This is a genomic window from Amycolatopsis sp. CB00013, assembly GCF_001905755.1.
Lineage (GTDB): Bacteria > Actinomycetota > Actinomycetes > Mycobacteriales > Pseudonocardiaceae > Amycolatopsis > Amycolatopsis japonica.
This window is the reverse complement of the sequence record NZ_LIWC01000001.1, coordinates 1,979,934-2,005,360: the sequence shown is the minus strand read 5'-3', so window position 1 is coordinate 2,005,360 and position 25,427 is coordinate 1,979,934. Positions and strand designations below refer to the sequence as shown.

The 25,427-nt window shown below is 69.0% G+C and carries 22 protein-coding genes; 11 read left to right on the top strand and 11 right to left on the bottom strand.

Features of this window, described 5'->3' with window-relative positions; all coding sequences use genetic code 11:
• The first annotated feature begins 53 nt into the window (after positions 1-53).
• The gene (locus AMK34_RS42970; protein WP_158073279.1) at positions 54-599 is read left to right on the top strand and encodes an SRPBCC family protein; all 546 of its coding nucleotides are present in this window, start codon (positions 54-56) and stop codon (positions 597-599) included.
• Here the strand turns inward: AMK34_RS42970 and mptB are convergent.
• A complete protein-coding gene (gene mptB, locus AMK34_RS08940) occupies positions 503-1,942 on the bottom strand; it encodes a polyprenol phosphomannose-dependent alpha 1,6 mannosyltransferase MptB (RefSeq protein ID WP_073844241.1) in 1,440 nt (479 codons plus the stop codon). The genes AMK34_RS42970 and mptB overlap by 97 nt on opposite strands.
• Positions 1,943-2,053: 111 nt before the next feature.
• On the opposite strand from mptB, the gene AMK34_RS08935 reads away from it, so the two are divergent.
• The 4 genes from AMK34_RS08935 (at position 2,054) to AMK34_RS08920 (ending at position 6,147) form a co-directional block, all read left to right on the top strand.
• The gene (locus AMK34_RS08935; RefSeq protein WP_073844704.1) at positions 2,054-2,689 is read left to right on the top strand and encodes a DUF4230 domain-containing protein; all 636 of its coding nucleotides are present in this window, start codon (positions 2,054-2,056) and stop codon (positions 2,687-2,689) included.
• Between the two features lie 58 nt (positions 2,690-2,747).
• Positions 2,748-5,090, top strand: coding sequence for a molybdopterin oxidoreductase family protein (locus tag AMK34_RS08930; RefSeq protein WP_073844239.1), 2,343 nt, complete (start codon positions 2,748-2,750; stop codon positions 5,088-5,090).
• A 3-nt stretch (positions 5,091-5,093) separates the two neighbouring features.
• Positions 5,094-5,552: a hypothetical protein gene (locus tag AMK34_RS08925; RefSeq protein WP_073844237.1), complete on the top strand. Its 459-nt coding sequence runs from the start codon at positions 5,094-5,096 to the stop codon at positions 5,550-5,552.
• An 85-nt stretch (positions 5,553-5,637) separates the two neighbouring features.
• A complete protein-coding gene (locus AMK34_RS08920; RefSeq protein ID WP_038511899.1) occupies positions 5,638-6,147 on the top strand; it encodes an SRPBCC family protein in 510 nt (169 codons plus the stop codon).
• Positions 6,148-6,637: 490 nt separating this feature from the next.
• Here the strand turns inward: AMK34_RS08920 and AMK34_RS08915 are convergent, their stop codons facing one another.
• Positions 6,638-7,891 carry a cation:proton antiporter gene (locus tag AMK34_RS08915; protein WP_038511902.1) on the bottom strand — a complete coding sequence of 418 codons (1,254 nt, stop codon included), beginning with the start codon at positions 7,889-7,891 and terminating at the stop codon, positions 6,638-6,640.
• Between the two features lie 44 nt (positions 7,892-7,935).
• The gene (locus AMK34_RS08910; RefSeq protein WP_038511905.1) at positions 7,936-9,138 is read right to left on the bottom strand and encodes a GAF domain-containing protein; all 1,203 of its coding nucleotides are present in this window, start codon (positions 9,136-9,138) and stop codon (positions 7,936-7,938) included.
• Between the two features lie 157 nt (positions 9,139-9,295).
• Here AMK34_RS08910 and AMK34_RS08905 point away from each other — a divergent pair, with 157 nt between their 5' ends.
• Entirely contained in the window at positions 9,296-11,113 is a 1,818-nt protein-coding gene (locus AMK34_RS08905; protein ID WP_073844235.1) for a flavin-containing monooxygenase, read from the top strand.
• A 130-nt stretch (positions 11,114-11,243) separates the two neighbouring features.
• Here AMK34_RS08905 and AMK34_RS08900 read toward each other — a convergent pair whose 3' ends face one another.
• Positions 11,244-12,191, bottom strand: coding sequence for a helix-turn-helix transcriptional regulator (locus tag AMK34_RS08900; protein WP_073844702.1), 948 nt, complete (start codon positions 12,189-12,191; stop codon positions 11,244-11,246).
• Positions 12,192-12,283: 92 nt separating this feature from the next.
• On the opposite strand from AMK34_RS08900, the gene AMK34_RS08895 reads away from it, so the two are divergent.
• From AMK34_RS08895 to AMK34_RS08880, 4 genes are all read left to right on the top strand, one after another.
• Entirely contained in the window at positions 12,284-12,847 is a 564-nt protein-coding gene (locus tag AMK34_RS08895) for a DinB family protein (protein WP_073844233.1), read from the top strand.
• A 612-nt stretch (positions 12,848-13,459) separates the two neighbouring features.
• Complete coding sequence (locus AMK34_RS08890; RefSeq protein ID WP_073844231.1) at positions 13,460-15,496, top strand: acyltransferase family protein; 2,037 nt, start codon at positions 13,460-13,462, stop codon at positions 15,494-15,496.
• 118 nt (positions 15,497-15,614) lie between these two features.
• Positions 15,615-16,370: a carbon-nitrogen hydrolase family protein gene (locus AMK34_RS08885; protein ID WP_073844229.1), complete on the top strand. Its 756-nt coding sequence runs from the start codon at positions 15,615-15,617 to the stop codon at positions 16,368-16,370.
• A complete protein-coding gene (locus AMK34_RS08880) occupies positions 16,367-18,058 on the top strand; it encodes a flavin monoamine oxidase family protein (RefSeq protein WP_073844227.1) in 1,692 nt (563 codons plus the stop codon). The genes AMK34_RS08885 and AMK34_RS08880 overlap by 4 nt, the downstream gene beginning before the upstream one ends.
• On the opposite strand, the gene AMK34_RS08875 is transcribed toward AMK34_RS08880, so the two are convergent.
• The 5 genes from AMK34_RS08875 to AMK34_RS08855 form a co-directional block, all read right to left on the bottom strand.
• Positions 18,022-18,522 (bottom strand): VanZ family protein, encoded by a 501-nt coding sequence (locus tag AMK34_RS08875; protein WP_073844225.1) that lies wholly within the window; start codon positions 18,520-18,522, stop codon positions 18,022-18,024. The genes AMK34_RS08880 and AMK34_RS08875 overlap by 37 nt on opposite strands.
• Before the next feature lie 12 nt (positions 18,523-18,534).
• A complete protein-coding gene (locus tag AMK34_RS08870; RefSeq protein ID WP_083649792.1) occupies positions 18,535-19,083 on the bottom strand; it encodes a cysteine hydrolase family protein in 549 nt (182 codons plus the stop codon).
• A 9-nt stretch (positions 19,084-19,092) separates the two neighbouring features.
• Entirely contained in the window at positions 19,093-20,082 is a 990-nt protein-coding gene (locus AMK34_RS08865; RefSeq protein WP_073844223.1) for a TolB family protein, read from the bottom strand.
• Complete coding sequence (locus tag AMK34_RS08860) at positions 20,079-21,338, bottom strand: MFS transporter (protein WP_073844221.1); 1,260 nt, start codon at positions 21,336-21,338, stop codon at positions 20,079-20,081. The genes AMK34_RS08865 and AMK34_RS08860 overlap by 4 nt, the downstream gene beginning before the upstream one ends.
• A gap of 66 nt (positions 21,339-21,404) precedes the next feature.
• On the bottom strand, positions 21,405-22,268 hold the full coding sequence (locus AMK34_RS08855; protein WP_073844219.1) for an alkaline phosphatase family protein: 864 nt from the start codon (positions 22,266-22,268) through the stop codon (positions 21,405-21,407).
• A 345-nt stretch (positions 22,269-22,613) separates the two neighbouring features.
• On the opposite strand from AMK34_RS08855, the gene AMK34_RS08850 reads away from it, so the two are divergent.
• Positions 22,614-23,249, top strand: a complete 636-nt coding sequence (locus AMK34_RS08850) for a MerR family transcriptional regulator (RefSeq protein WP_073844217.1) — start codon at positions 22,614-22,616, stop codon at positions 23,247-23,249.
• Positions 23,250-23,259: 10 nt separating this feature from the next.
• On the opposite strand, the gene AMK34_RS08845 is transcribed toward AMK34_RS08850, so the two are convergent.
• On the bottom strand, positions 23,260-24,807 hold the full coding sequence (locus tag AMK34_RS08845) for a purple acid phosphatase family protein (protein ID WP_241832721.1): 1,548 nt from the start codon (positions 24,805-24,807) through the stop codon (positions 23,260-23,262).
• A gap of 301 nt (positions 24,808-25,108) precedes the next feature.
• Positions 25,109-25,378, bottom strand: coding sequence for a hypothetical protein (locus AMK34_RS08840; protein ID WP_073844213.1), 270 nt, complete (start codon positions 25,376-25,378; stop codon positions 25,109-25,111).
• Positions 25,379-25,427 lie beyond the last annotated feature (49 nt).

Below are 25,427 nucleotides of genomic sequence, written 5' to 3'. Positions count from 1 at the left end.
AGACTATCCTCTACTATCGTTTTAGGGGAAGGTCTCTAGAACTGGGAGGCGCGATGCGCGTATGGAACAGGCATCACCGGATCGTCGACGTGGCACAGGAACGCGTCGGTGCGCTGATCGACACGCTGGCCACGGACGGCGACAGGCTCTGGCCCGTCGACGCGTGGCCGCCGATGCGGTTCGACCGGCCGCTCGGGGTGGGAGCGACCGGCGGGCACGGGCCGGTGCGGTATCGGGTCGAGTCCTACGAACCCGGGAAGTCGGTGCGGTTCCGATTCACCGCGCCGCGCGGCTTCGACGGGTTCCACGAATTCACCTTGCGGACGACCGAAAACGGGAAGACCGAGCTCGCGCATCTCATGGTGCTGCGGCTCCGGCATCCCGCGTGGCTGACGTATCCGCTGCTGTGGCGGCCGATGCACGACGCCCTGTTGGAGGACTGCCTCGACCGCGCCGAGCGTGAACTCACCGGCACGGTCGGGACACCCGCTCGATGGAGCCTTTACGTCCGGCTCTTGCGGAACCTGATCTCCGGCAAGAGGCCCTTCCGCTTGAGCACGAACAAGGTGCCGCCGATGAGCACGACGGCGATCAAGTAGCCCAGCGCCAAGGACACGGCGCCGCCGTTCGCGGGCGGGAGCAGCACGCCGAACACGGCGCTGATCACGGCGAGGATCCACCGCCCGCGGTCGGTCGTGAGGCTCACGGCGAGCAGTGCGACCGTCCACAGGAGATACCAGGGCTGCACGACCGGCCCGAGGACCAGCATCGCGGCGAACGTCAGCCCCGCGGCGTAGAGCGGGTGCAGCTTCTGCCGGTACGTGAGCCACAGCAGCCTGGCGCCGACGGCGAGACCGAGGATCGCGCCGATGAGCGAGAACACCTCGATCGCGCCGTCGGTCAGGTCGGCCCCGAAGATCTTGCCGACCCCGCCGACGAGGAAGCCGAGTTCGTTGGTGGGTGCCATCCAGCTGTGGACCTGGCCCGAGACCCCGGAGAGCACGCGGACCCAGCCGAAGCCGAGCCCGCTGCCGAGTGAGATCGCCGCGGTGACGGCGGCGAATCCGGCGGGCAGCCCGAGCGCCACCGCCACCCGGCCGGCGGGCGTCGCCCGGCGGAACAGGTCGACGCCGACGAACAGCAGGCCCGCGACGGCCACGATCTTGATGTTCGCGGCCGCGCTCACCGCGACCACACCCGCCGCGATCAGGGCGGGCCGGGCCGCGCCGGACTTCGCAGCGCCCATGAGGACGAGCTCCAGCCCGGCGACCATGAGCCCGACCATGAGCCCGTCGTTGTGCACGCCCGCAACGATGTGCCAGAGCACCAGCGGATTGAGCACGGCCAGCCACAACGCGATCGACGGCGAGACCCCGACGCGGCGGGCGAGCCGGGGGAGTGCCCACGCCATGAGCACGATCCCGATCAGGCCCAGCAGCCGGTGGAGCAGCACCGTCGGCACGAAGGCGTCCCCGGCGATCTGGGCGATCGTGCGGGCCAGCGCGACGAACGCGGGACCGTACGGCGCGGGCGTGTCCCGCCAGTAATGGCTGACGGCCATCGTCACCGGGGAATCGGCGCCGAGCGCCTCGGCGGGCCCGACGAGATAGGTGTCCAGCCCCTTGGCCGCGATCAGGCCTTGCGCCAGGTAGCTGTTGATGTCGCCGCTGAACAGGGGACGCGCGACGAGCAGCGGCGCGCACCACGAGACCGCGATCCAGTACAGCCGCCGCTCGGGCAGCCCGGCGGCGAGCCGTCCGATGCCGAGCCAGGACAGCACGAGGGTGGCCATCCCGGCGACGCCCAGCGCCACCACCAGCACCGAGGGCAGGCCGATCCCGGACGTGACCAGCACGAGTACGGCGATTCCGAGGAAACCCGCCCAGTGCAACGCCGAGATGTTCAGCCCGGCCTTCTCCGGCGCGGGCAAGACGTTCTGCATGCGGCCAAACTACTCCAAGTGCGGAACCGGGTTCCGCCGATCGTACGGGAATCCGCCGCCGACGCTTCGGGACCGCGTCCGCCGGGTACTCCCCGCGGACGAGAGGCGGTGGTGGGCGTGAAGAAACGCTGGGTGCGTCTCGGGGCGTTCGTGCTGGTCGGGCTGCTGGTCGTCGCCGCGGCCCTGCAGGTCACCGGCCTCCTGCCGAAGCTCGACCCGTTCGGAACGTCCACTGTGGACCGTTCGCAGCCCGCGGTGCTCCAGGCGGTGCGGGATCTGAGCCAGTACCACGCGGCCGTCGGTGACTACCAGGTCGTCGTGGACATCGAGAAGGACGTCGCGTGGGTGCCGGCGAGTATCGCCGGGGAACGCACGTTGTTCGTCGCGGCGGGCTCCGTCGACGCGTACGTCGATTTCGGGCCGCTGGTGGAGAATTCGCTGACCGTGTCCGAAGACCGGAGGACGGTCGAGGTGCGGCTGCCCGAACCGAAGCTGGCGAAACCCAATTTGGACAACGGACGCAGCTACGTCTTCGGTCAGGAGCGCGGCCTGATCGACCGGCTCGGCGCCTTGGTGTCCGTGCAGGATCAGCGGCCGTTCTATCTCGCCGCGGAGAAGCGGATCGGTGAAGCGGCGCAGCACTCCGGTCTGCTCGAACGCGCCAAGGCCAACACCAGGGCGATGCTCACGCAGCTGCTGCGAGGACTGGGCTTCCAGGTCGTGTTCCCGGCGGAACCGGCCACCTGACCCGTCCGCCCGCTTTGTCCGGTGTTTCGGCTGGTGAGCGGCGTGGTACGGCTTCCGCATGAACGCAGACGCGGTACCGGAGCGCATCGCGGAGGTCTGGGGCGCGCGGACCCCGTACCGGCGAGGGGACGCTTGGCCTCGCAGAGCGGACATCCATCTCGAGGAGGGTGTCGGGGAATCCGATGTGGACCGCTGGGTCCGGTCGGCCTGCGTCCTGTGCAGCAACGGCTGCGCGTGCGACATCGCGGTGAAGGACGGCAGGATGGTCGGCGTCCGCGGCCGCGAGACCGACCTGGTCAACCACGGCCGGATGGGACCCAAGGGGCTCTACGGGTCTTGGCAGTGGAACGGGAAGGACCGGCTGACGCGGCCGTTGATCCGTCGCGACGGCGAGCTGGTGGAGTCCGACTGGGACACCGCGATGGACCTGATCGTGCGGCGTTCCCAGGAACTGCTGGACGAGGCCGGGCCGTTGTCGCACGGGTTCTACACCAGCGGGCAGCTGTTCCTGGAGGAGTACTACACGCTCGGTGTCATCGGCAAAGCCGGCCTCGGCACCCCGCATATGGACGGAAACACCAGGCTGTGCACGGCCACTTCCGCCGCCGCGATGAAGGAGAGCTTCGGCTCCGACGGCCAGCCCGGGACGTACGCCGACATCGACCACTGCGACGCGCTTTTCCTCTTCGGTCACAACATGGCCGAGACGCAGACCGTGTTGTGGAGCCGGGTCCTCGACCGGCTCGCCGGACCCGAGCCGCCCGTGGTCGTCGCCGTCGATCCGCGGCGGACGAAGGTCGCCGAGGCGGCGGTGGAGTCCGGTGGTCTCCATCTCGCGCCGCTGCCCGGTACCAATCAGGCCCTGATGAACGGGCTGGTCCGCGAGCTGATCGTGAACAAGTGGATCGACGAGGACTACGTGGCCGCGCACACCCTCGGCTTCTCCGAACTCGAAAAGACCGTCGAGCCGTACACGCCTGCGCACGTCGGCGAGATCTGCGGGATCGAGCCGGACACGCTGGTGCGGGCCGCGGAGATCTTCGGCACGTCCGAGCGGGTGCTGTCGACCGTGCTGCAGGGCTTCTACCAGTCGCATCAGGCCACCGCCGCGGCCTGCCAGGTCAACAACCTCCATCTGCTGCGGGGCATGCTCGGCAAACCGGGCGGCGGGGTGCTGCAGATGAACGGCCAGCCCACCGCGCAGAACACGCGCGAATGCGGTGCCGACGGTGACCTTCCCGGGTTCCGCAACTGGGAGAACCCCGACCACGTCCGGCAACTGGCCGAACTGTGGAACGTCGACGAACTGACCATCCCGCACTGGTCGCCGCCGACGCACGCCATGCAGATCTGGCGGTACGCCGAGCAGGGTTCGATCCGGTTCCTCTGGATCTCGGCGACGAATCCCGCCGTCTCCATGCCGGAACTGCCGCGGATCCGCGAAATCGTCGGCAAGGAGGACCTGTTCGTCGTGGTGCAGGACGGTTTCCGGACCGAGACGGCCGAGTTCGCCGACGTCGTCCTCCCCGCCGCGCTCTGGGGCGAGAAGCAGGGGACCTTCACCAACGCCAACCGCACGGTGCATCTGTCGGAGAAGGCGGTCGAGCCGCCCGGCGAGGCGCGGGCGGATCTGGACGTCTTCCTCGACTACGCGCGGCGGATGGACTTCCGTGACCGCGACGGCGATCCGCTGATCGGCTGGCAGACCCCCGAGGACGCCTTCCGTGCCTGGCAGGAGTGCAGCCGGGGCCGGTTGTGCGACTACACCGGGCTGTCGTACGACAAACTCCGCGGTGGCAGCGGGATCCAATGGCCCTGCGACGGCGAGCGGCCGGACGGCACCGAACGGCTCTACGCGGACGGCGTGTTCACCACGAGTTCGGAAGCCTGCGAGGACTTCGGTCACGACCTGCTCACCGGCGGGACGGTTTCGGCCAAGGAACACCAGGCGTTGCACCCGGACGGACGCGCGTTCCTCAAGGCCGCCGAGTACACGGCACCGCCGGAGGAGCCCGGCGAGCGGTATCCGTTCGTCTGCACGACCGGGCGCACGGTGTACCACTTCCACACACGGACCAAAACCGGCCGCGCCCCGAAGCTCCGGCGGGCCGCGCCGGAACCGTGGGCGGAAGTCGCCGCGTCCGATGCCGCCGAACTCGGGGTCACGGACGGAGATCTCGTCCTGGTCGAGTCCGCGCGGGGCCGGGTCGAAGTGCCCGCCCGGATCGGCCGGGTCCGTCCCGGCGTCGTGTTCCTGCCGTTCCACTACGGCTATTGGGACACCGGCGGCGATGGGCATCCCCGCGCCGCCAACGAACTGACCATGACGGAATGGGATCCGGTGTCCAAACAGCCGCTGTTCAAGATCGGTGCCGTCCGCGTCCGGAAGGTGGAGGGCTGACCCATGCATCTCGCCACCTACCTCGGGCTTCTGCACACCTCGCTGAACACCCTCGCCGACGCGTTCCGCGAGGTCGGTAGCGGCCACGGCGAGGAGCCCGACGTCGAGCACACGTGCCTGCTGCTCGCCGGACGGATCGACCGGCAGACCGAAGCGCTCGCCCCGATCGTCGAGCGGTACGGCGAAGCCCGTGAAGAGGAGCCCGAGCGGCTCCACGCCGCGGGCCTGGAAGGCACCCGTAGCGGTGGCGTCGGCCTGCTGCGGGACCTGCAGGACCTCTACGCGCTCTCGTCGTTCACCGACATCACCTGGACCGTGGTCGGCCAGGCCGCCCAGGGCCTGCGCGACCGGGAACTGCTCGACCTCGTCAAGGACCACGAACAGGAGACCGCGCGGCAACTGACCTGGCTTCGTACGCGGATGAAGCAAGCCGCACCCCAGGCACTCATCGCGGCGCGATGATTCCGCGTCCGTGCGGTGCTTCCCGCGCCGGGCTTGACCGGTGGGGCTCCTGCTGGTGGGCTGGCGAAGTCGACTGGGAGGCGCGATGGCGACGAAGCCGAGGGACAGCCTGACGTACAGCGAACCGATCGCGACCGGGGAGGTCACGATCGACGCCGGCCCCGAGCAGGTGTACCGGCTCGTCAGCGATCCGGTCGCGATGTCGGAATGCACCGAGGAACTGCGCAAGGCCCGCTGGATCCGCGGCGCGACCGAAGCACGCGTCGGGAACTGGTTCGCCGGCAGCAACCGCAACGGACTACGGCGCTGGGTGACCCACGCCGAGATCGTCGAAGCCGAGCCCGGGCGGCGGTTCGCCTACCGGGTGCGCACGCCGTTCTTCGTGCCGATTTCGCGGTGGGAGTACGACATCGTCCCGGAAGGCGACGGCAGCCGTCTCACCGTGACGAACTGGCTGCGGGTGCCGCCGTGGTTCGTGCCTCTCGCCATCCTCATCACCGGTGAGCCGGATCGCGCCGGGACGAATCGGGCGAACATCGCGACGACGTTGCAGCGGGTGAAGGCGCGGCTCGAGGGCCGGGAGTGGCATCGCTAGGTTTCGTGCTTGAAGGCAAGTTGAAGTACATGAAGGCCCCCTTACTTGCGCTAGACGCAAGGAAGGGGGCCTTCATGTACTTGGGGAAGGTGTGAAGGTCGTGTGGCGAGCCGCGAGTCCGTGAAGGCCTCCTTGAGGGACCCAGAGTCCCTCAAGGAGGCCTTCACGGACTGTATCTGCGTGGGAGCGAGAGTCCGGTTGTCGTCGTGGTGCCGTCCTGGTCTTGAACCTTGATCGTGCCGGTCACGCCTCGGGGTGGACGACCGAGTGGGGAAGATCCTGGACGTTGGACGGCCGGAATCTTCCCCGCTCGCCCAAGACGACAGCCGGCATCAGCTTTACTGCCCCGCCTCCCTCGCCAACGGGGTCGACCGTGGAGGATTCAGCACGCACAACGTCCCGGATCCTCCGCACTCGGCCCCGGCCACACCAGCGGGTCAGCAAATACGGGATTACCAAGGAGGCCTTCACGGACTTGTGCCTGCCCCGCTCACCCGTTCTCCAGGTTTTGCATCCCCCGGTCCTCCAGCCTGCGCATCACCGGACCGGACAGCAGTCCGTGCACGAGTACCGAAACCGCGATCGTCAGCGCCGTGACCCGCCACAACGAGTCGGCCATCGGGAAATCGCCGTGCCCCAGCGCGTACGAGAGGTAGTAGAGACTGCCGATCCCGCGGATGCCGAAGAACGCGATCGCCGTCGCCGCCGGGCGGGTGGTGGAGCCGCCGAGCAGCGCCAGGCCGCCGAACAGCGGGCGCACGATGACCACCGCCGCGACCGCCACCAGGATTTCGGCGAGCGTCAGACCCGCTAGCAGTCCGTCGCCCAGCGCGACACCGAGACCGAGCAGGGCCAGCGCGACGAAGAGCCGTTCCAGCTGATCGCCGAATTCGTGCAGCACCCCGTGGTACTCGTGCGACCGTTCGCTGGCGCGGATGGTCGCCGCGGCCGTGAACACCGCGACGAAGCCGATACCGCCCAGCCACTCGCAGAGCGCGAACGGGAGGAACGCGATGGCCAGTACCACCAGGCCGTCGGAGTATTCGCCCAGGCGCAGTCTTTCGTGCCGCACGCGGAACATCAGCCACGACAGCAACCGCCCGCAGACGAAGCCGACCAGCACGGCGATCGCGAGTGGGACCAGGACCTCGGTCAGCAGCCAGGGCACCGGCGACGTGCTCGCCGTCCCCGCCAAGACGAGCGCCAGCAACACGAACGGCATCGCCAGACCGTCGTTGAGCCCGGCCTCCGAGGTCAGCGTGAACCTGATCTCGTTGTCCGAGCCCCGCCCGTCGCCGGTATGCGGCGCGGGCACCTGGACGTCGCTCGCCAGCACCGGGTCGGTCGGGGAAAGCACGGCGCCCAGCAGCAGCGCGGCGGCGGGGGACAGGGCGAGCGCCCACCAGCCGAGGAACGCGACCGCGCAGACCGAAAGCGGCAACGTGATCGCCAGCAGCCGCCACGTCGAGTTCCACGATCGCCAGCCGATCAGCCGGTCGGACTTCAGCCCCGCGCCGACCAGAGACACCAGGACGCCGAGTTCGGTGATCACCTCGACGGTGCCCACTTGCGACCGTGGGTCGAGGACACCCTGGCCGTACGGGTGCGCGAAGGGAAGCAGCCCGAAGACCAGCCCGCCCATCAACAGGACCAGCGGCATCGACAACGCCCGTTCGTGCAGCAGGTTCGGCAGCACGGCGGCGCACAACGCCAGAACGCCCGCTCCGGCGAGCAAGATCTCCATGCGCGCGGAGTACCCGGACCGATCGTCCGGCAACCGGGCGAGGTTCAGCCGCCGACTTCGAGTCCTTTATGGACTGTCAGGGTGACGCCCGCGGCGAGCCGGTACGGCCGGGTGTCCACAATGGCCCCCAGCAGCCGTCGCAGCCGGGAGACCTCGGCGCGGACGGTGACGAGGTGTTCGGCGTCACCGTAGAGCGCCCTGCTGAGCGCCTCGGCCGAAAGCCCGGACAGACCGGCCGTGTTGAGGTGCACCAGGATCTCCGCGTGCCGCGGTGTCACGGTGCGGACCCAGCCGACGTCACCCGACGCCATCCGCAGCATCGGCGCGTGGCCGAGTTCGAGTTCCAGCCGCACCTGGCGCGCGGTGTCGGCGGGACGGACGAGCCAGCCTTCGGCCAGCCGCTCGGGCAGGCAGGCGCCGAGCCCGGGCACGGCGAGGATCTGTCCTTCCGACGGCGCGGCGATCCGCGCGCCGGAGGCGACCCCGGCGGAGTGGGCCACCCAACCGTCGTCGTCCACCAGCAGGACCGGGCCGCCCACGCCGGTCACCACCGGTTCGGCGGTCCGGCGCAACCGGTCGAGACCCTGCTGGTGGTGCCGCCAGAGTTCGGATTCGACCAGCCGCCGTCCGGTCTCCACCAGCGCGCCGATCGCCGGATGCAAGGTGAGCGCGGGACCGCTGACGTCGATCACGCCGAGCAGTTCGCCGGTGCGCGGATCGTGCACCGGCGACGCGGTGCAGTACCAGGGATGCTGGCCCTGTTCGAAATGTTCCCCGGCGAGCAGTTCCACCGGCGCGGCCTCGGCGAGCGCGGTGCCGATCGCGTTGGTGCCGACCCTGGTTTCGGTCCAGACGGCGCCCTCGGTGAAGCCCAGGGTGTCGGCCCGGCGCCGCACGGCGGGCGAACCCACCCGCCAGAGGATGATGCCGTCGGCGTCGGTCACCACGAGCAGCATGTTCGCGGTGTCGGCCGTCGCGCCGACCACCTGCCCGAGATCGTCCACCACCAGCCGCAAAGGGGAAGCGCGTCGACGACGGGCGACCTCGTCGAGCGGCACCGAATCCCGGGTGTTCACGCCGTCGGCGGCGAGCCCCAGGCTCAGCATCCGCGACCACGAGCGCGATACCAGCGGCCGCGGCCGGACCCGAGGGCGGCCGCCGCCGATGACGGCTTCGTGCATGCGGATCAGATCGCGGGCGTGCATCGGCAGGTCGGCGCCTGGCGGGACCGAGCTGTGCACGCCCACACGCCACCTCCGCACCATCGCGTCGACTGACCAGCATAGGACCGGCGGACGAGGTGCGCCATGGAGCCGCGCTGCAACTCGCTGCAACCCTTGCCGCTCCACCCGCCCGCGGCGTGTGATCGGGGTAACAGCCGAACGCCGAAGTTCAGGAGTGGCCATGACACAGACGGTGGACCGGATCGAGGCGACGGGCTCGCCGCAGGCTCGGGTGGACGCCTGGCTGAGCCGATTCGAATCGGCCCTCGCCGCCCGCGACGTCGAGGCCGCCGCAGCGCTTTTCGCCGTCGACAGTTATTGGCGTGACCTGGTCGCCTTCACCTGGACGATCAAGACGGTCGAAGGACGCGACGAGGTGGCCGGCATGCTCGGCGACTGCCTCGACCGGATCGATCCCTCCGGGTTCCGCACGACCGAGACGCCGACCGAAGCCGACGGCGTGACCGAAGCGTGGCTGGAATTCGAAACCGCGACCGGTCGCGCGAAGGGCCACTTGAGGCTGAAGGACGAAGGCGCCTGGACACTGCTGACCAGCCTGCGCGAGCTCAAAGGTTTCGAGGAACGTCGCAACGAACAGCGGCCGAAGGGCGTCGAGCACGGCGTCGTCCGCGGCCGGAAGTCGTGGGCGGAGAAGCGCGAGGAGGAACAGACCCGGCTCGGCTACGAGCAGCAGCCGTACGTCGTCGTCATCGGCGGCGGCCAGGGCGGGATCGCGCTCGGCGCCAGGCTCCGGCAGCTCGACGTGCCCACGCTCGTCCTGGAACGCAACCAGCGGGCGGGCGACTCGTGGCGCAAGCGGTACAAGAACCTCTGCCTGCACGACCCGGTCTGGTACGACCACCTGCCCTATCTGCCGTTCCCGGACAACTGGCCGGTGTTCGCGCCCAAGGACAAGATCGCCGACTGGCTCGAGATGTACACGCGGCTCATGGAGGTCCCGTACTGGACGAGCACCGAGGTCACCTCGGCGTCCTGGGACGAGGAAAAGCAGCAGTGGCTGGTGACCGTCGTCCGTGAGGGCGAGGAACTGGTGCTCACCCCGCGGCACGTCGTGTTCGCGACCGGGATGTCCGGCAAGCCGAATCTCCCGTCGTTCCCGGGAATGGACGACTTCGAGGGCGATCAGCACCATTCGTCCCAGCACCCCGGCCCGGATTCCTACGCCGGCAAGAAGGCGGTCGTGGTCGGCTCCAACAACTCCGCGCACGACATCTGCGCGGCGCTGTGGGAACACGGCGCCGACGTCACCATGGTGCAACGCTCGTCGACGCACGTGGTGAAGTCGGATTCGCTGATGGACCTGGGACTCGGCGACCTGTACTCGGAACGCGCGGTGCGTTCCGGGGTCACCACCGACAAGGCGGACATGATCTTCGCGTCGATCCCGTACCGGATCATGCCGCAGTTCCAGATCCCGGTGTACGACGCGATCCGTGAGCGGGACAAGGACTTCTACGCGCGGCTGGAGGCGGCCGGGTTCCAGCACGACTGGGGCGACGACGGTTCCGGTCTGTTCCTGAAGTACCTGCGCCGCGGCTCCGGCTACTACATCGACGTCGGCGCGTCGGAACTCGTCGCCGACGGGAAGATCAAACTGGCCCACGGCCAGGTCGACCATCTGACCCGCGACGCGGTGGTGCTGTCCGACGGCACGGAACTGGAGGCGGACGTCGTCGTCTACGCCACCGGCTACGGCTCGATGAACGGCTGGGTCGCGGACCTGGTCGGGCAGGAGACCGCGGACCTCGTCGGCAAATGCTGGGGCCTGGGCTCCGGCACGACGAAGGACCCCGGGCCGTGGGAGGGGGAGCAGCGCAACATGTGGAAGCCCACGCAGCAGGAAGGCCTGTGGTTCCACGGCGGGAACCTGCACCAGTCGCGGCACTACTCCCTTTACCTGGCGCTGCAACTGAAAGCGCGCTACGAGGGCATCCCGACGCCGGTGTACGGGCTCCAGGAGGTGCACCACAAGTCGTGACGGCCCAGAGGCTTCGGTGCCGGACCCCGGGCGGGCCGGCACCGGAGGGCGCCGCCCCCGGACCACGGGCGGTCGACGGCGTCGGGCACCGCCTCCAGACCCTGGGCGGTTCCCGGCGCCGTACCCGTGTTCAGCGGGCGGCCTTCGCGTAACGGCGGGCCAGCACGGCGAAAGCCTCCCGGAGTTCGGGCGGCCCGACGACCTCGATGTCGGTGTCGAACCGGCCGATACTCGCCGCGAGCCCGGCCCACGACCACGACCCCAGCACCAGACGGCACCGATCCGGCCCGAGTTCCTCCACGACACCGTCGCGGACGTAGTGGGACACCGTGGCCGCGGGGAGGTCGAGGACGACTTCCCCGCGGCACGGCCATTCGCCGGACTCGGACGCGCCACGGAACCGGCTCGCGACGAAGGTGGCGACGTCGGGGACCGGCAGCTCACGCGGCGTGAACCGCGGGCCGGTCGGGGTGCGCGGAGCGATCCGGTCGGCCCGGAAGGTGCGCCAATCCGCGCGATCCAGATCCCAGGCGACGAGATACCAGCGGCCGTGCCAGGTCACGAGGTGATGCGGCTCGGCCCGGCGCAGCGCGTCCGCGTAGTCGAACCGCAGGATCTCGCGGGCGTGCACCGCCGCGCCGAGCGCGAGCAGGACATCGCCGTCGACGCGGGGCTCCGACCGGCTCGCGGGCGATTCGACGGCGGTGACCCGCACCGTGTCGATCCGGCGCCGCAGCCGGGAGGGCATGACCTGGCGGACGGTGTGCAGCGCCCGCATCGCCGCCTCCTCGATGCCCGCGCCGCTGGTGGTGGCGATCTGGAGCGCGATGGCCAGCGCGACCGCCTGTTCGTCGTCGAACAGCAGCGGCGGCAGCTCGGACCCGGCGTCGAGCCGGTATCCGCCGTCGGGCCCCTTGATGGTCGCGATGGGGTAGCCGAGCTCGCGAAGCCTGTCGACGTCGCGCCGCACGGTGCGCGGGCTGATGTCGAGCCGCTCGGCCAGCAGCGCCCCCGGCCAGTCGCGGCGGGCCTGCAGCAACGAGAGCATCGACAGCAGTCGCGCGGAGGTCTTCGGCATGTTCTTCATAATGCCTGGAGTAGCGGCCACAACCTGTCCTCTACCCCTGCGAGAGTCGTGTCGTGCCAGAAAACGACAACACGGAGGGCCCGATGACCGCCACCATCCTCGACGCCGAACGCGCCGACCTGCTCGAAGCCCTCGACACCGTCCGCGCCACGCTGACCACCACCGTCCAGGGGCTCACGGACGAGCAGCTCGACGCGCATCCGACGGTCAGCGAGCTGAGCCTCGGCGGGCTGATCAAACACGTCGCCTCGATCGAGGAGATGTGGCTGCGTTTCGTGGTCGAGGGTCCGTCCGCGATGACCTACGACCTGCCGGAAGGCGTCACCTGGGCGGATCTCGGCGCCGGGACCGCCCGCGAGTTCCCGCAGTGGGCGATCGACCACCAGAACAACTTCAGGATGCTGCCCGGCGACACCCTCGCGGGGATCCTCGCGCGCTACGAGGAGGTGGCCGCGCGGACGAAGGAGATCGTCTCGTCGATCCCGGACCTTTCCGCGACGCATCCGCTTCCGGAGGCGCCCTGGAACCCGCCGGGCGCGGTGCGGAGCGTGCGCCGGGTGCTGGCGCACGTCATCGCCGAGACCGCGCAGCACGCGGGGCACGCCGACATCCTGCGGGAGAGCATCGACGGCCAGAAGTCGACCTGATCCCGCCCGCGGCCTCGTGAGCGGCGCCCCACCACGCCACTGCCACGCTCGCTCGCTCCTGCAGTACATGAAGGGGGCCTTCATGTACTTGGGGAAGGTGTGAAGGTCGAGTTTCCTCGGCTGAGCCGAGGGAAGGAGTCCTTCACGCGCGATCGCTGTGACTGCTGGGGCTGGTGTTGCCGCAGAGCCGCAGGTGGCGATCGTGTAGTCCGTGAAGGCCTCCTTTCCTACCTTCAGGGTAGGTAAGGAGGCCTTCGCGGGCTTGCGATCAGCTGCCACCCACATTCAGCAGGTACCTAGGACAGCCTTGGTTCTATTGAGGGGTAGGGCAAACGTGGCGTGGTCGGTGCGGGTGGTCGTGAGTGGTGTTTCGGGTTCTAACCCGAAACGCCACTCACGACCCGTGCTTGACCAGGGCTGAAGGCTCCCTTCACCGCATGAGACGTGGTGAAGGGAGCCTTCACACCATCGCTGGCCCCGCCCGCGAACACGACACGTTCGACCTTCGCGCCAATAACCGTCCTCGCCACTCACGAGGGGTCATAGCTTGCTCACAGCTTCCTGCCGTAGGGTCCCGGCCCGTCGGCGGCCGGTGATCATGGTGGTGGTTGTGTGCGGGAGACGGAGCGGCGGTTCCGCCCGGAAATCCAGGGACTGCGGGCGCTCGCGTGTGTGCTGGTGGTCGTCTACCACGTGTGGCTCGGCCGGATCTCCGGCGGCGTCGACGCGTTCTTCCTGATCTCCGGGTTCCTCGTCACCGGTCAGCTCTACCGCGCGGCGTCGCGCGGGAAGATCGAGTACCGGCCGATGTGGGGCCGGATGATCAAGCGGCTGTTCCCGGCCGCGCTCACCGTGCTGCTGCTGGTGGTCGCGGTGAGCATGGTGCTGCTGCCGCAGAACCGCTGGTTCCAGACGATCAAGGAGGTCGTCGCCTCCGCGCTGTACCTGGAGAACTGGCAGCTGGCGGCGGATTCCGCCGACTACTTCGCCCAGCACAACTCGGCGAGCGTCGTCCAGCACTTCTGGTCGCTGTCGATCCAGGGGCAGTTCTACGTCGTCTGGCCGTTGCTGGTCGGGCTGGTGCTCCTGATCGCCAAGCGGGCGGGCCGGAACGTGCTTCCGCTGCTGTCCACGACCCTCGGTGTGGTGTTCGCCGCCTCGCTCGCGTACTCGGTGTGGCTGACCGCGGTCGATCAGCCGCTGGCGTACTTCGATTCGCTGACGCGGGTTTGGGAGTTCGCGCTCGGTGGCCTGCTCGCCTTGCTCATCGACCGGATCCAGGTGCCCCGGCCGGCGCGCGTCGTGTTCGGCTGGGCCGGGGTCGCCGGGCTCGTTTCCTGCGGGCTGGTGCTCCAGGTCGGGACGGTCTTTCCCGGCTATCTCGCGCTCTGGCCGACGCTTTCGGCCGCGCTGGTGATCCTCGCGGGAGACACCGCGTTCAGGGCCGGTGCCGATCGTTTCCTCAGCAGCCGCCCCCTGAAATACCTGGGCGATCTGAGTTACGCGCTCTACCTGTGGCACTGGCCGGTCCTGGTCTTCTACCTCGTCGCGCGTGACAGGGAAGAGGTCGGCCTGCGCGGGGGCGCGGTGATCATCGCGCTGGCGTTCGGCCTCGCCGTGCTGACCCATCATCTGGTCGAGAAGCCGGTCCGCGTGTCCGCGATCGGGGCCGGGAACCGTTGGGGCGCCTACCGGTTCGGTGCCGCGACGCTCGCGGCCGTGCTCGCCGCGACCGGCGCCTGGCAGTGGGTGAGCGTGAGCCAGGCGGAGAGTTACTCGATCGCGGTCGACGATCCCGACCATCCCGGCGCGCTCGCGCATACCGAAGGGTTCACGTACTGGGGTGCCGCCGACGCCGCGCTCGTCCCGTCGTTCGTCGCGGTGTCCGAGGACTGGGCGGGGATCGACCCGGCCCGGTGCGGAACCTCGCCGCGCAACGCCGATCTCGAAGTCTGTACGTCGCAGACCACGGGGCATCCCACCCGCCGGATCGTCGTCGCCGGCGACTCGCACGCCGGGCAGTTCCTCGGCGCCCTGCTGCCGGTCGCCGAAAAGAAGAACTGGGAGGTCACGTCGATCCTCCGCGGCGGTTGCCCGTTCTCGACCGACTCCGACGCCGTACCGGGTGACCAGTCCTGCATCGACTGGAACACCGCCGTGGTGGACGAAATCGTCACCACCCGCCCCGACGCGGTGATGACGATCGGCACCAGGGACGTGAAGATCGGCGTCGAAGAGCGGGTCCCCGCCGGCTACATCGCGCAGTGGCGCAAGGTCGACGAGGTGGGGATCCCGGTGCTGGCGGTGCGGGACAACCCGCGGTTCGGCCAGTCGCCGTCGGCGTGCGTCGAGAGCCGCGGCGCGGAGTCACCCGAGTGCGCCACGCCGCGCTACGACCTCTATGCGGCGGAGCCGCCGTACGAGACGATGCCGGATCTGCCATCCAACGTGCGGTTCCTCGACTTCAGTGACTACTTCTGCACGGCCGAGGTCTGCCCGCCGGTGATCGGCAACGTGCTCGTCTACCTCGACGACAACCACGTCAGCGGTACCTACATGTCGACGATGTCGGCCATCGCGGAGAAGGCGATCACCGAGGCGCTCGGCTGGGCGGACGATCACGCGGAGGAGCCGCCGCCGGGCGGGTGATCCAGACAACAGATCGCCGCTGGATTGCGCGGTACCGCACTGAATCGCTGGTTTGCCAATCCTCTGCGCAACGATTCGCCCTTATCGGCGCATCGGAGCGGCGGATATCGTCGGCGGCATGAGGGTCGCCGTCCACCAGGGCTCGTACGCCGAGCTGCCGTCCGCCGTCGAGGCGTCGGGCGCCGATCTCGTGATCGCCGCCGAGATGATCACCACCGGCTACCACATCGGCGCCCGGTCGCATGAGCTCGCCGAACCCGCCGACGGCCCGACAGCGGCACGGATGTCCGCGCTGGCAACGGAATCCGGCGTCGCACTGGCCTACGGATACCCCGAATCCGACGGCGGCCGCGTGTACAACAGCGTCCAGCTGGTCGGTCGCGACGGACAACGCCTGGCGAACTACCGCAAGACACATCTGTTCGGCGACATCGACCGCGACTGGTTCGAGCCGGGCGCCGAGGCGGTCGTGCAGGCGGAGCTCGACGGACTCCGGATCGGCCTGTTGATCTGCTACGACGTCGAGTTCCCCGAGCTGGTGCGGGCACACGCGCTGGCCGGGACCGAACTGCTCGTGGTGCCCACCGCGCTGATGAGCCCGTACGAACTGGTCGCGGACACGCTGGTGCCCGCCCGCGCCTACGAGAGCCAGCTGTACGTCGCGTACGCGAACCGGTGTGACACCGAACAGGAACTGACCTACTGCGGCCACTCCTGCGTCGTCGCCCCGACCGGCGAAGTGCTCGCCCGGGCGGGCGCCGGCCCGGAGCTGATCAGCGCCGAAGTGACCCGTGACGCGCTCGTCGCGTCGCGGCTGGAGAACACCCACCTGGCCGACCGACGGCCCGATCTGTACCGAGGACTTTCCGCATGACCTCCGCCCTCCCGACCGCGATCCACCACGACGAACCGGCGGGCCGCCCGATCACCATGTTCGGCCCCGACTTCCCGTTCGCCTACGACGATTTCCTCGCGCACCCCGCCGGGCTCGGCAGCCTTCCGGCCGAGCGGCACGGCACCGAGGTGGCGGTGATCGGCGGCGGCCTCTCGGGCATCGTCACCGCGTACGAACTGATGAAACTCGGGCTGCGCCCGGTCGTGTACGAGATCGCCGAGATCGGCGGCCGCCTGCGCACGGTGAACTTCCCCGGCTGCCCGGACGACGTCGTCGCGGAGATGGGCGCGATGCGCTTCCCGCCGGCGTCGACCGCGCTGTTCCACTACATCGACAAGGTCGGCCTGGAGACCACGCCGTTCCCGAACCCGCTGGCGCCGGGCACGCCGAGCACCGTCGTCGATCTCAAGGGGGAGAGCCACTACGCGCGCACGGCGGACGAACTCCCCGCCGTCTTCGGCAAGGTCGCGGCCGCGTGGGACAGCACACTGTCCGAGCAGGCCGCGTTCACCGAGATGCAGAAGGCGATCCGCGACCGCGACGTGAAGACGATCAAGCGGCTGTGGAACGAACTCGTCCCGAAGCTGGACAACCAGACCTTCTACGGTTTCCTCTGCGATTCGCCCGCGTTCGCCTCCTTCCGTGACCGCGAGATCTTCGGCCAGGTCGGCTTCGGCACCGGCGGCTGGGACACCGACTTCCCGAACTCCATCCTGGAGATCCTGCGGGTGGTCTACACCGGCGCCGACGACGAGCACCGCAGCATCGTCGGCGGCAGCAGGCGGCTTCCGTTGCGGCTGTGGGAACACGCACCCGAGGACATCGCCTTCTGGCCCGCCGGAACGAGTTTGAGCTCGCTGCACGGCGGGAGCCCGAACCCCGGAGTCGCCCGGCTGCACCGGACCGCGCCGAACAACATCACCGTGACCGACACCGAAGGCCGCATCCGCACCTATCCGGCGGCGGTGTTCACCGCGCAGAGCTGGATGCTGCTGTCGAAGATCGAATGCGACGAGGCGCTGTTCCCGATCGACCACTGGACGGCGATCGAGCGCACGCACTACATGGAGTCCTCGAAGGTCTTCGTCCCGGTGGACCGGCCGTTCTGGCTGGACAAGGACCCGGAGACCGGGCGCGACACGATGAGCATGACGCTGACCGACCGCATGCCGCGTGGCACGTACCTGCTCGGCGACGATCCGGACGCGCCCGCGGTGATCTGCCTGTCCTACACCTGGGCCGACGATTCGCTGAAGTGGCTGCCGCTTTCGGTGTCCGAGCGGGTCGAGGTGATGCTGCAGTCGCTGAAGGAGATCTACCCGGGCGTCGACGTCCGGCGGCACATCATCGGCGACCCGGTGACCGTGTCCTGGGAGGCCGAACCGCATTTCATGGGCGCGTTCAAGGCCAACCTGCCCGGTCACTACCGCTACCAGCACCGGCTGTTCACCCACTTCAAGCAGGACCGGCTGGAGGAGCGCCACCGCGGTCTCTTCCTGGCGGGCGACGACGTCTCCTGGACGGCGGGCTGGGCCGAAGGCGCGGTGCAGACGGCGCTCAACGCCGTGTGGGGCGTCCTGCACCACTTCGGCGGCGAGACGGATCCGGCGAACCCGGGGCCCGGCGACGTCTACGACGACATCGCGCCCGTGGAACTGCCCGACTGAGCGCGGCGGCCCACCAGCCACGCCATACCCGCCGCGAGGAGGGCGCCGATGGTGTTCATCAGCCAGTCGTTGGTGTCGCAGGCGCGGCCGATCGCGGGCACCAACGCTTGCAGCGCCTCGATCACCGCGGACAGCGCCGAGCCTGCCGCGAACATCGTCACCGGCCGTCGGGACGCCAGCGCGGCGAAGTAGACCGGCGGCAGGAACAGCGCGACGTTGGCGAGGAGCTCCACCGACCCGAGCGTGGGCAGGGAGAACTGGACCGTGCACAGGATCTCGTCGATCGTGTGCCGGGTGGGCACCAGCGTCAGCGCGACGACCGGTACCAGCGCCACTCCCGTGAGCGTCCAGAGGACTCGATGCCTGCCCGCGAACAGATGGCCGAGGACGGCGCAGACGAGCGCGACCAGCAGGATCGCCACCGGCACGAGGGCGGAGTGGTCGAGCAGGAAGTTCGTGATCATGGCGGGCCGATCCTACGGGCCGGTGAACTCGACCTCCGCCGACGGCAGCACGCGCAGCCGTCCGCCGGGATGGATCGCCGTGCTCAGCAGCAGGTTGTGCCGGGCGACGACCTGTTCGGCGGTCAGCCCGGTGGTGGGGTCGCCGTCGGACGAGGGAGCGTGGCCGTCGGCGACCAGCACGACGTCCAGGCCGTGGCTCTGCGCGGACCGGGCGGTCGCGTCGACGCAGTAGTCGGTGGCCAGCCCGGTCAGCACCACGGTGTCGACCGCCCGGTCGACGAGCAACCCCGCCAGTCCGGTGCGGTAGAAGGAATCCGTCGCGGTCTTGTCGACCACCACGTCGACCGGTTCGAGACCGAGCAGCGCGCTGACCCGGGTGCCCGGCGACTCGGGGTCGAAGTCGGTGCCGGGAGCGCCGATCTGCCGCAGTGCGATCACCGGGACACCGTTCTCGCGGGCCTTCCTGGCGAGTGCGGCGATCCGGGCCGCCAGTTCCTCGCCACGCCAGACCAGGGGAACGAGCAATTCCTGCATGTCGACGATCAGCAGCGCGGCCCTCATGCCGAGAGCCTAGGGCAGCGCGGCGGGCGACTCGGCCTCCGGGATGAGCAGCCGCGGCGCGCCCGAGCCGTCGGCGGAGACGGCCCAGACGTCGGAGTGTCCTTGAGTGCGGGGAAGGGCGTAGGCGACGGTCCGGTCGTCGAGCCACGCGGGCTGGTCGTCGACGTTCCTGGTCTCCGACAGCGGCGTCACGGTGCCGCTCGCGAGGTCGAGCACCGACACCCGCCAGCCCTTCGCGGGATCGCCGTCGATGGCGGCCTTGTAGGCCACGCGGGTCTCGTCGGGGGAGAGGGACGGGCATTCGACGTTGTCCCGCAAGGTCTTCACGGTCCGGGCGGTCGAGTCGCCTTCGACGAGGTACCGGTGAGACCCGGTCGACATGGTGGCGTAGAACCGGCCCGGCTGCCGGGTGAAGGTGACACCCCAGAAGTTGAAGTCGGCCGCCTTGTACGGCTTGCCGTCCACGGTCACGGCGAAGTCCTCCAGCGTGCCCTCGACGTTGTCGGTGGTGAGGTCGAGGGTGCCGGCGCGGGTGGAGAACCGGCCACCGTTGTACGAATCGCCGGTGACGAACACCGTCCACGCCAGCCGCTTGCCGTCGGGCGAGACCCGCGCCCGGTTGGGCAGGCCGACCAGCGGGATCTCCTGCGTGACCGCGAGACGGTTGTCGAGCACGGCCAGCTGATACGTGGTGAGCCCGGTTTCCGGCCGCAGGCAGATCCCGGTGCCGCCCGCCGCGTAGACCCGGCTGCAGGACACGGTCGACACCGCCCGTGCGCCGCCGGGGTCGGCGGCGCTGACACTGGACACGTGCCCGCGGTCGGCGTCGGCGGTGCTGCGGAAGAGCAACCGCCCGCCTTCGAGGGTGACGGCGCCGCTGGTGCCCGCCGACGCGGTGTCCTGGTTGCGCGCGCCCGCCACCCCGACGTAGATCACGGCGGCCGCGGCCAGCGTGAGTACTCCGGTGACGGCGATCAGGACGCGGGTGCGGGTGTTCACGGTCGTGCCTTCCTGCGGGGAACCAAGAGAACGAAGGTGGCGGCGACAGCGGCGAGCACCGTTCCAGCGGCGATCGTGATCGCCGTGGTCGCGCCCCAGAACTGCCACGAGAGTCCGAAAAGGACGGACGAGACGAAGTACGCGAGCGCCTGCCCGCTCTGCACGATGGCGATACCGGTGGTGCGCAACGCCTCGGGCAGCAACGGTCCGGCAAGCGCCATCAGCACGCCGTCGGTCGCGGCGTAGAACACGCCGTACAGGCCGAGAGTGAGCGCGAACAACGTCCAGCCGGTGAGCGGGCTGAGCAGCAGCAGATAGACGGCGATCAGGGCGCCGTAACCGCCGAGCATCACCGGCAGCCTGCCGATACGGTCGGCCAGCGCGCCGAGTGGCGCGGCCAGAAGCAGGTAACCCAGGTTGGTCCCGACGGCCAGCAGCGGGAACCAGCCGGTGGCGATGTCCTCCTTGTCCTGCATCAGGAGATAGACGAAGCCGTCCCCGATGGTGGCCAGGCCGAGGACGCACGCGGCGATCAGCAGCCGCCGCACGCCGGCACCCCGCAGGAGCCCCGCCGCCGCTCGTAGGGACACGGTGCCGGACGGCGGTTTGGGCGCGCGGTGGTCGCGGACGAACAACGCCAGCAGCAGCACTCCGGCGGTGGCGATGCAGAAGCTTGTCACGAACACCGCGTCGAAGCCTTCGACCCCGGTCGCCGAGCCGGCCACGGCCAGTACCGCGACCGCGGCGAGCGGGCCGAGGAACGCGCCGACACTGTCCATCGCCCGGTGCACGCCGAACGCGCGGCCCAGCATGTGTTCGGGGGCCGACAGGGTGATCAGCGCGTCGCGGGGCGCGGTCCGCAGCCCCTTGCCCGTGCGGTCCGCGGTCAGCACCACGCCGATCGCGGTCGCCGACGACCCCGCGGCCACGAGCCCCAGTTTCGCCACGGCCGACATCGCGTAGCCCAGCCCGGCGACCGCCTTGCGCCGTCGCACCCGGTCGGCGACGTAGCCACCCACCAGGCGCAGCAGCGCGGTCGCGCCGGTGTAGAGGCCGTCCACCACGCCGTACGCCGCCGGGCCGAGGTGCAGCCCGAGCACCAGGTACACCGGCAGCACGGCCGTCACCATCTCCGAGGAGACGTCCGTGACGAGGCTGACGGTGCCCAGGGCGAAGACGTTCCCGCCCAGCAGGGCGAAGGACTTCTTGGACACGCCACCGGGATGCTCCCGGCGGCCGATCGTGGACAGGTACACGCGACGAACCACCCTTCTCCGCCCGCGGGCGCGTCCACAGTGGACACGCCCGCGGGGTTCACCCGGTTACTGCCACACGCTGGTGATCGGCGCCTTGTTGGCCGCGTTGCCGATGCCCGGCAGGCCGAACGACGCCTCCATCGTGCGGAGGATCGAGTAGTGGTTGATGGATTCGCTGTAGCTGCCCGGCTTCACGTGGGCGCCGACGAACGTCGTGAAGATCTGGTTCACCGACGTCCCGCTGTCCTCGTCGAAATTGACGATCAGCAGGCTGTTGTGCGTCTTGGCCCACTGCGCGTACGCGTCGAGGTTCTTCTTCAGCCATTTGTCGCCGGTGTCGACCGAACAGTCGTGCATGTCGCTGCACAGGTCCGGGGTCACGAAAGCGACGTGGGGGAGCTTGGTGAAGTCGCTCGGGAACGACGAGAACCTTTTGTTCGCCGACGACGGCACATTGCTGAAGCTGACCCAGCTGTTGTGCTTGCGGGCGTAATTGCCCTTCGTGCAGCCGGTGTAGCCGTCGGAAGGCATGCTTTCCGCGTAACCGACGAACTTCTTGCCGATCCCCGCCAGCTGGGACGCGATGTTCTCCTTGTTCCCGAGATCCTGGCATTTGTTGCTGTCGACACCGTGCGTCGAACCCGCGAACTGGGCGATGTAGTTCGGCTGGCTGGGGTGCGTCGTCCCGTACGCCTTGGTGAACTTGGCGCCCTGTGAGGCGAGCTTGTTGAAGTACGGCGCCTTGGAGCTGCCGCTGATCTCCTTGTAGTCCTTGTTCTCGAACATCACGAGGACGATGTGGTCGAACGCGGGCACTTTCGCCGCGGCGGGCTCTATCGCGGCGGCGGGAGTGTCCTGATGGGACACCACCAGCGCCGTGGCCAAACCGGTCGCGGCCACGGCCGCGACCGCGATCCGTTTCCAGAACATGGAAACCTCCTGGGAAAAAGGTTGAAACTTTGACGACCAACCATCGGGTTCAGCGGCGCTCCGCGGGCGTCGACAGAGTTGAGACATCGGATGTCTCTGGTGCATTTAAACGGCAAAGAAGTCCTCGGCCCATCAAGATCGCCTGACTGGAGTAACCGGGGGTCGTGGAACACCCCAAATCCGGCATTGCTTGGCACGAAACCATGTAAACCGGCCGCTGACCTTGCGTTCGTCGCCGGGAACCGATGAACTTATGGCAACTCGCTGATTCAGCCGGTTGACAGGCGTGCCGCCATTGCCCCGGCTCTGTGGTGTACTCATCCGACCATTGGTTAAGCTGTCGGCGTGAAGCCCTTTTCGTCGAGGCCGGCCGGATACACGATCGAAGAACTTTCCACGATCGTCGGCATGTCGGCGCGCAATATCCGGGCCCATCAGACGCGGGGTCTGCTCGCCCCGCCGGTCCGGCACGGCAGGTCCGCCTACTACGGCCCGGCCCATCTGCGGCGTCTGCGCCGCATCACGATGCTGCAGAAACAGGGCTTCAACCTGGTTTCCATCGCCGCGATGCTCGGAACGACCACAGTGGACCGTGCCGAGCGGCTGGACGCGGCGATGGCGGACATCGCCCGCGACCAGCCCGCCGTCGCCCGGTGCCTGGAACGCCACGGCGTGCTGGGCAGGGACGACACGGGAGCCCCGGCGGTCGTGCGTCCGTCCGTTTCGCGCGCGGTGACGGACCTCGCCGTGGCCGGGATCCCTCCCGTCGCCGCCCTGCGGTTCCTCGGGCAGTTCATGGACCGGGTCGCGCCCTTGGCCGGTGAACAGCTGAGTGCGCTGAAAGCTCAGACGGGAGGGGGCTCGGCGGCTCCTCGGGCCTGTTTCGCGGACCTCCTTGTAAGCGCTTTCAAGATCGCCGTGGAAAACGCGGCCGAGGTCACTTTCCCGGTCGGGGAGCCAGGGGTCTGGCCGCCGGGGTGACCGGCGCCGGTCAGGAACGCTGCACGATGATCTGGTCGACGAGGGTGCCGTCCGCGCTGATCGCGCGAACGTCCATTTTGGGCGGTGTGGTGCCCGTCCCCGCGACGACATCGACCGCGACCAGGCTGTAGCCGCGAAACCGGACCCGGGACCAGGTGACCTTCTTCGTGCGGTCCTGGCCGTCGCGTTCCGAGTACTTCATCGGGACGGGGGAGTCGTTGCTCGTCTCATGGCCGAGGTACGTGTCGGGCGCCGGGAATTCGGAGACGCTGCCGCCACCGCCGCCCGCGGTGATGTAGGTCGTCCCGTCCTTGACCGGATTGGTGGTCCCGCGCGAGGGCACCTTCTTGACGGCCTTGCCCGCCCTGATGGGGTCGGTGCGTTCGTAGATGTGGTTGTGGCCGTTGAGCACCAGGTCGACCTGGTACTTGTCGAACAACGGTGCCCAGTCCTTCTGCGCGCCGAGTTCGGCGCCGTTGGAATGGCAGGTGGAATACGTGCACTGGTGGCAGTAGACGACGATGAAGTCGATCGTGGGGTCGGCGCGGAAGGCGGCGAGCGTCTTCCCGAGCCATTTGAGCTGCTTGCCCTTCGTGTAGTCCAGATTGGACGGACTGTTGTAGCAGACGTCGTTGCCGTCCAGGCTGATCATGCCGACGTTCTGATAGCGCCACGAGTAGATGCAGGTGGAGCCGTCCCAGGCGTTGTCCGGCATGGTGAAACGCGCCCGCACGCCGCCGTAACCGTCCTCGGAGTACCAGCCCTCCATTTCGTGGTTGCCGAGCGCCATCATCCACGGGATCCCGGCGGTGACCGGTTCGTTCTGCACGAAGAAGGAGTCCCAGAGCCGCGCGTCGTACTGGTCTTCCTCCGGGTGCCCGCCCTCGCCTTCGAGCGCGTAGCTCAGGTCGCCCATGGCGAGGTGGAAGGCAGGGTCGAGGCCCGCGATCAGACTGCTGGTCGCGACGGCGTTGTAGCCGACACCCTGGTCGCCGAAAGCGGTGAAGGTGAATGTGCCGTCGCCGCCCGGGGCGGGTGCGGTGCGGAAACTCGCCATCTCGCCGAGCCGGGCGGCGGGGTCGTAGCCCTCGTGTCCGACGACGTAGTAGTACGTGGTGTTGGGCAGGAGGCGGTCGATCCGGGCGTGGAGGTAGTACTGGGTGATCGACTTCGGGCTGTTCGGCGGGACCTCCTCGACCGGGTGCTGCCAGGACATCTGGCTGGTCAGCGCCCGGACCTCGGCCTGGATCGGCGGGCTGAAGTCGCCGGGAACGGTGCCGATCCGGATGAACGGCGCGGTCACCGCCGCCGGCACCTGCCAGGAGACGACGACCTGCTGGGACGGGTCGGCCCCGTAGGCGATGTGCCGTCCGAACGGCCGCAGCGCCGAACCGGCGACCTTGTCGGCGGTGAGCAGCACCATCGGCCCGGGGGAGGCCGCGGCCGCGCCCGGGAGCAGGACGCCGCCGGCGGCGAGTGCCGCGCCGCTCACCGCACCCACCCGGAACAGGGTCCGCCGCGAGTACTGATTGACGAACTTGTCGTGTTTCTCGGCCAAGCTGAGCCGACGATAGGCTTGGGACCTGCTGTTTCGGGGAGTTTCGGCCATGAAATCGAAGTTAAGAAGGCTTCTTAACTAAGTCAAGGGGCCGATGGTCGTTGGATGACCGGCTGCACGGAACCGTGCAAGTGACTTCGGGCATAGGGGACTTTGTGCCCGAACGGCGATCACCCGTGATCAGACGGCGCACACACGTGATTGGACAGCGATCATGCGTGATCAGGCGGCGATCATCGTGATCGCCTCCCAATCACGCGAGATCGCCGTTCAATCACGTGAGTTGCGGGTTTCGGGACGGTCAGACCAGTTCGGCCGAGACGACGGAGGTCAGGTCGCGCAGCCGGTCCAGCAGGGGTTCGACCTCGGCGGCGTCGATCAGGACGGCGCAGGTCATGGTGCTTTCCCGGACGCCGTCGCGGACGTCGACGGACAGGTCGTGGACCAGGCAGCCGAGCGCCTCGAGCAGGCCGGGGATCTGTTCGACGCCGCCGACGAAGTACGTGGCGATCCGGCGACGGACCAGCATGGACGAGCGAGGGGCGGGAACCTGGAAAGCGGTGATCGACATCGTGGTCTCCAAAGGCGGGAAAACGTACAGGCCATGGAGGGCCAGGTCC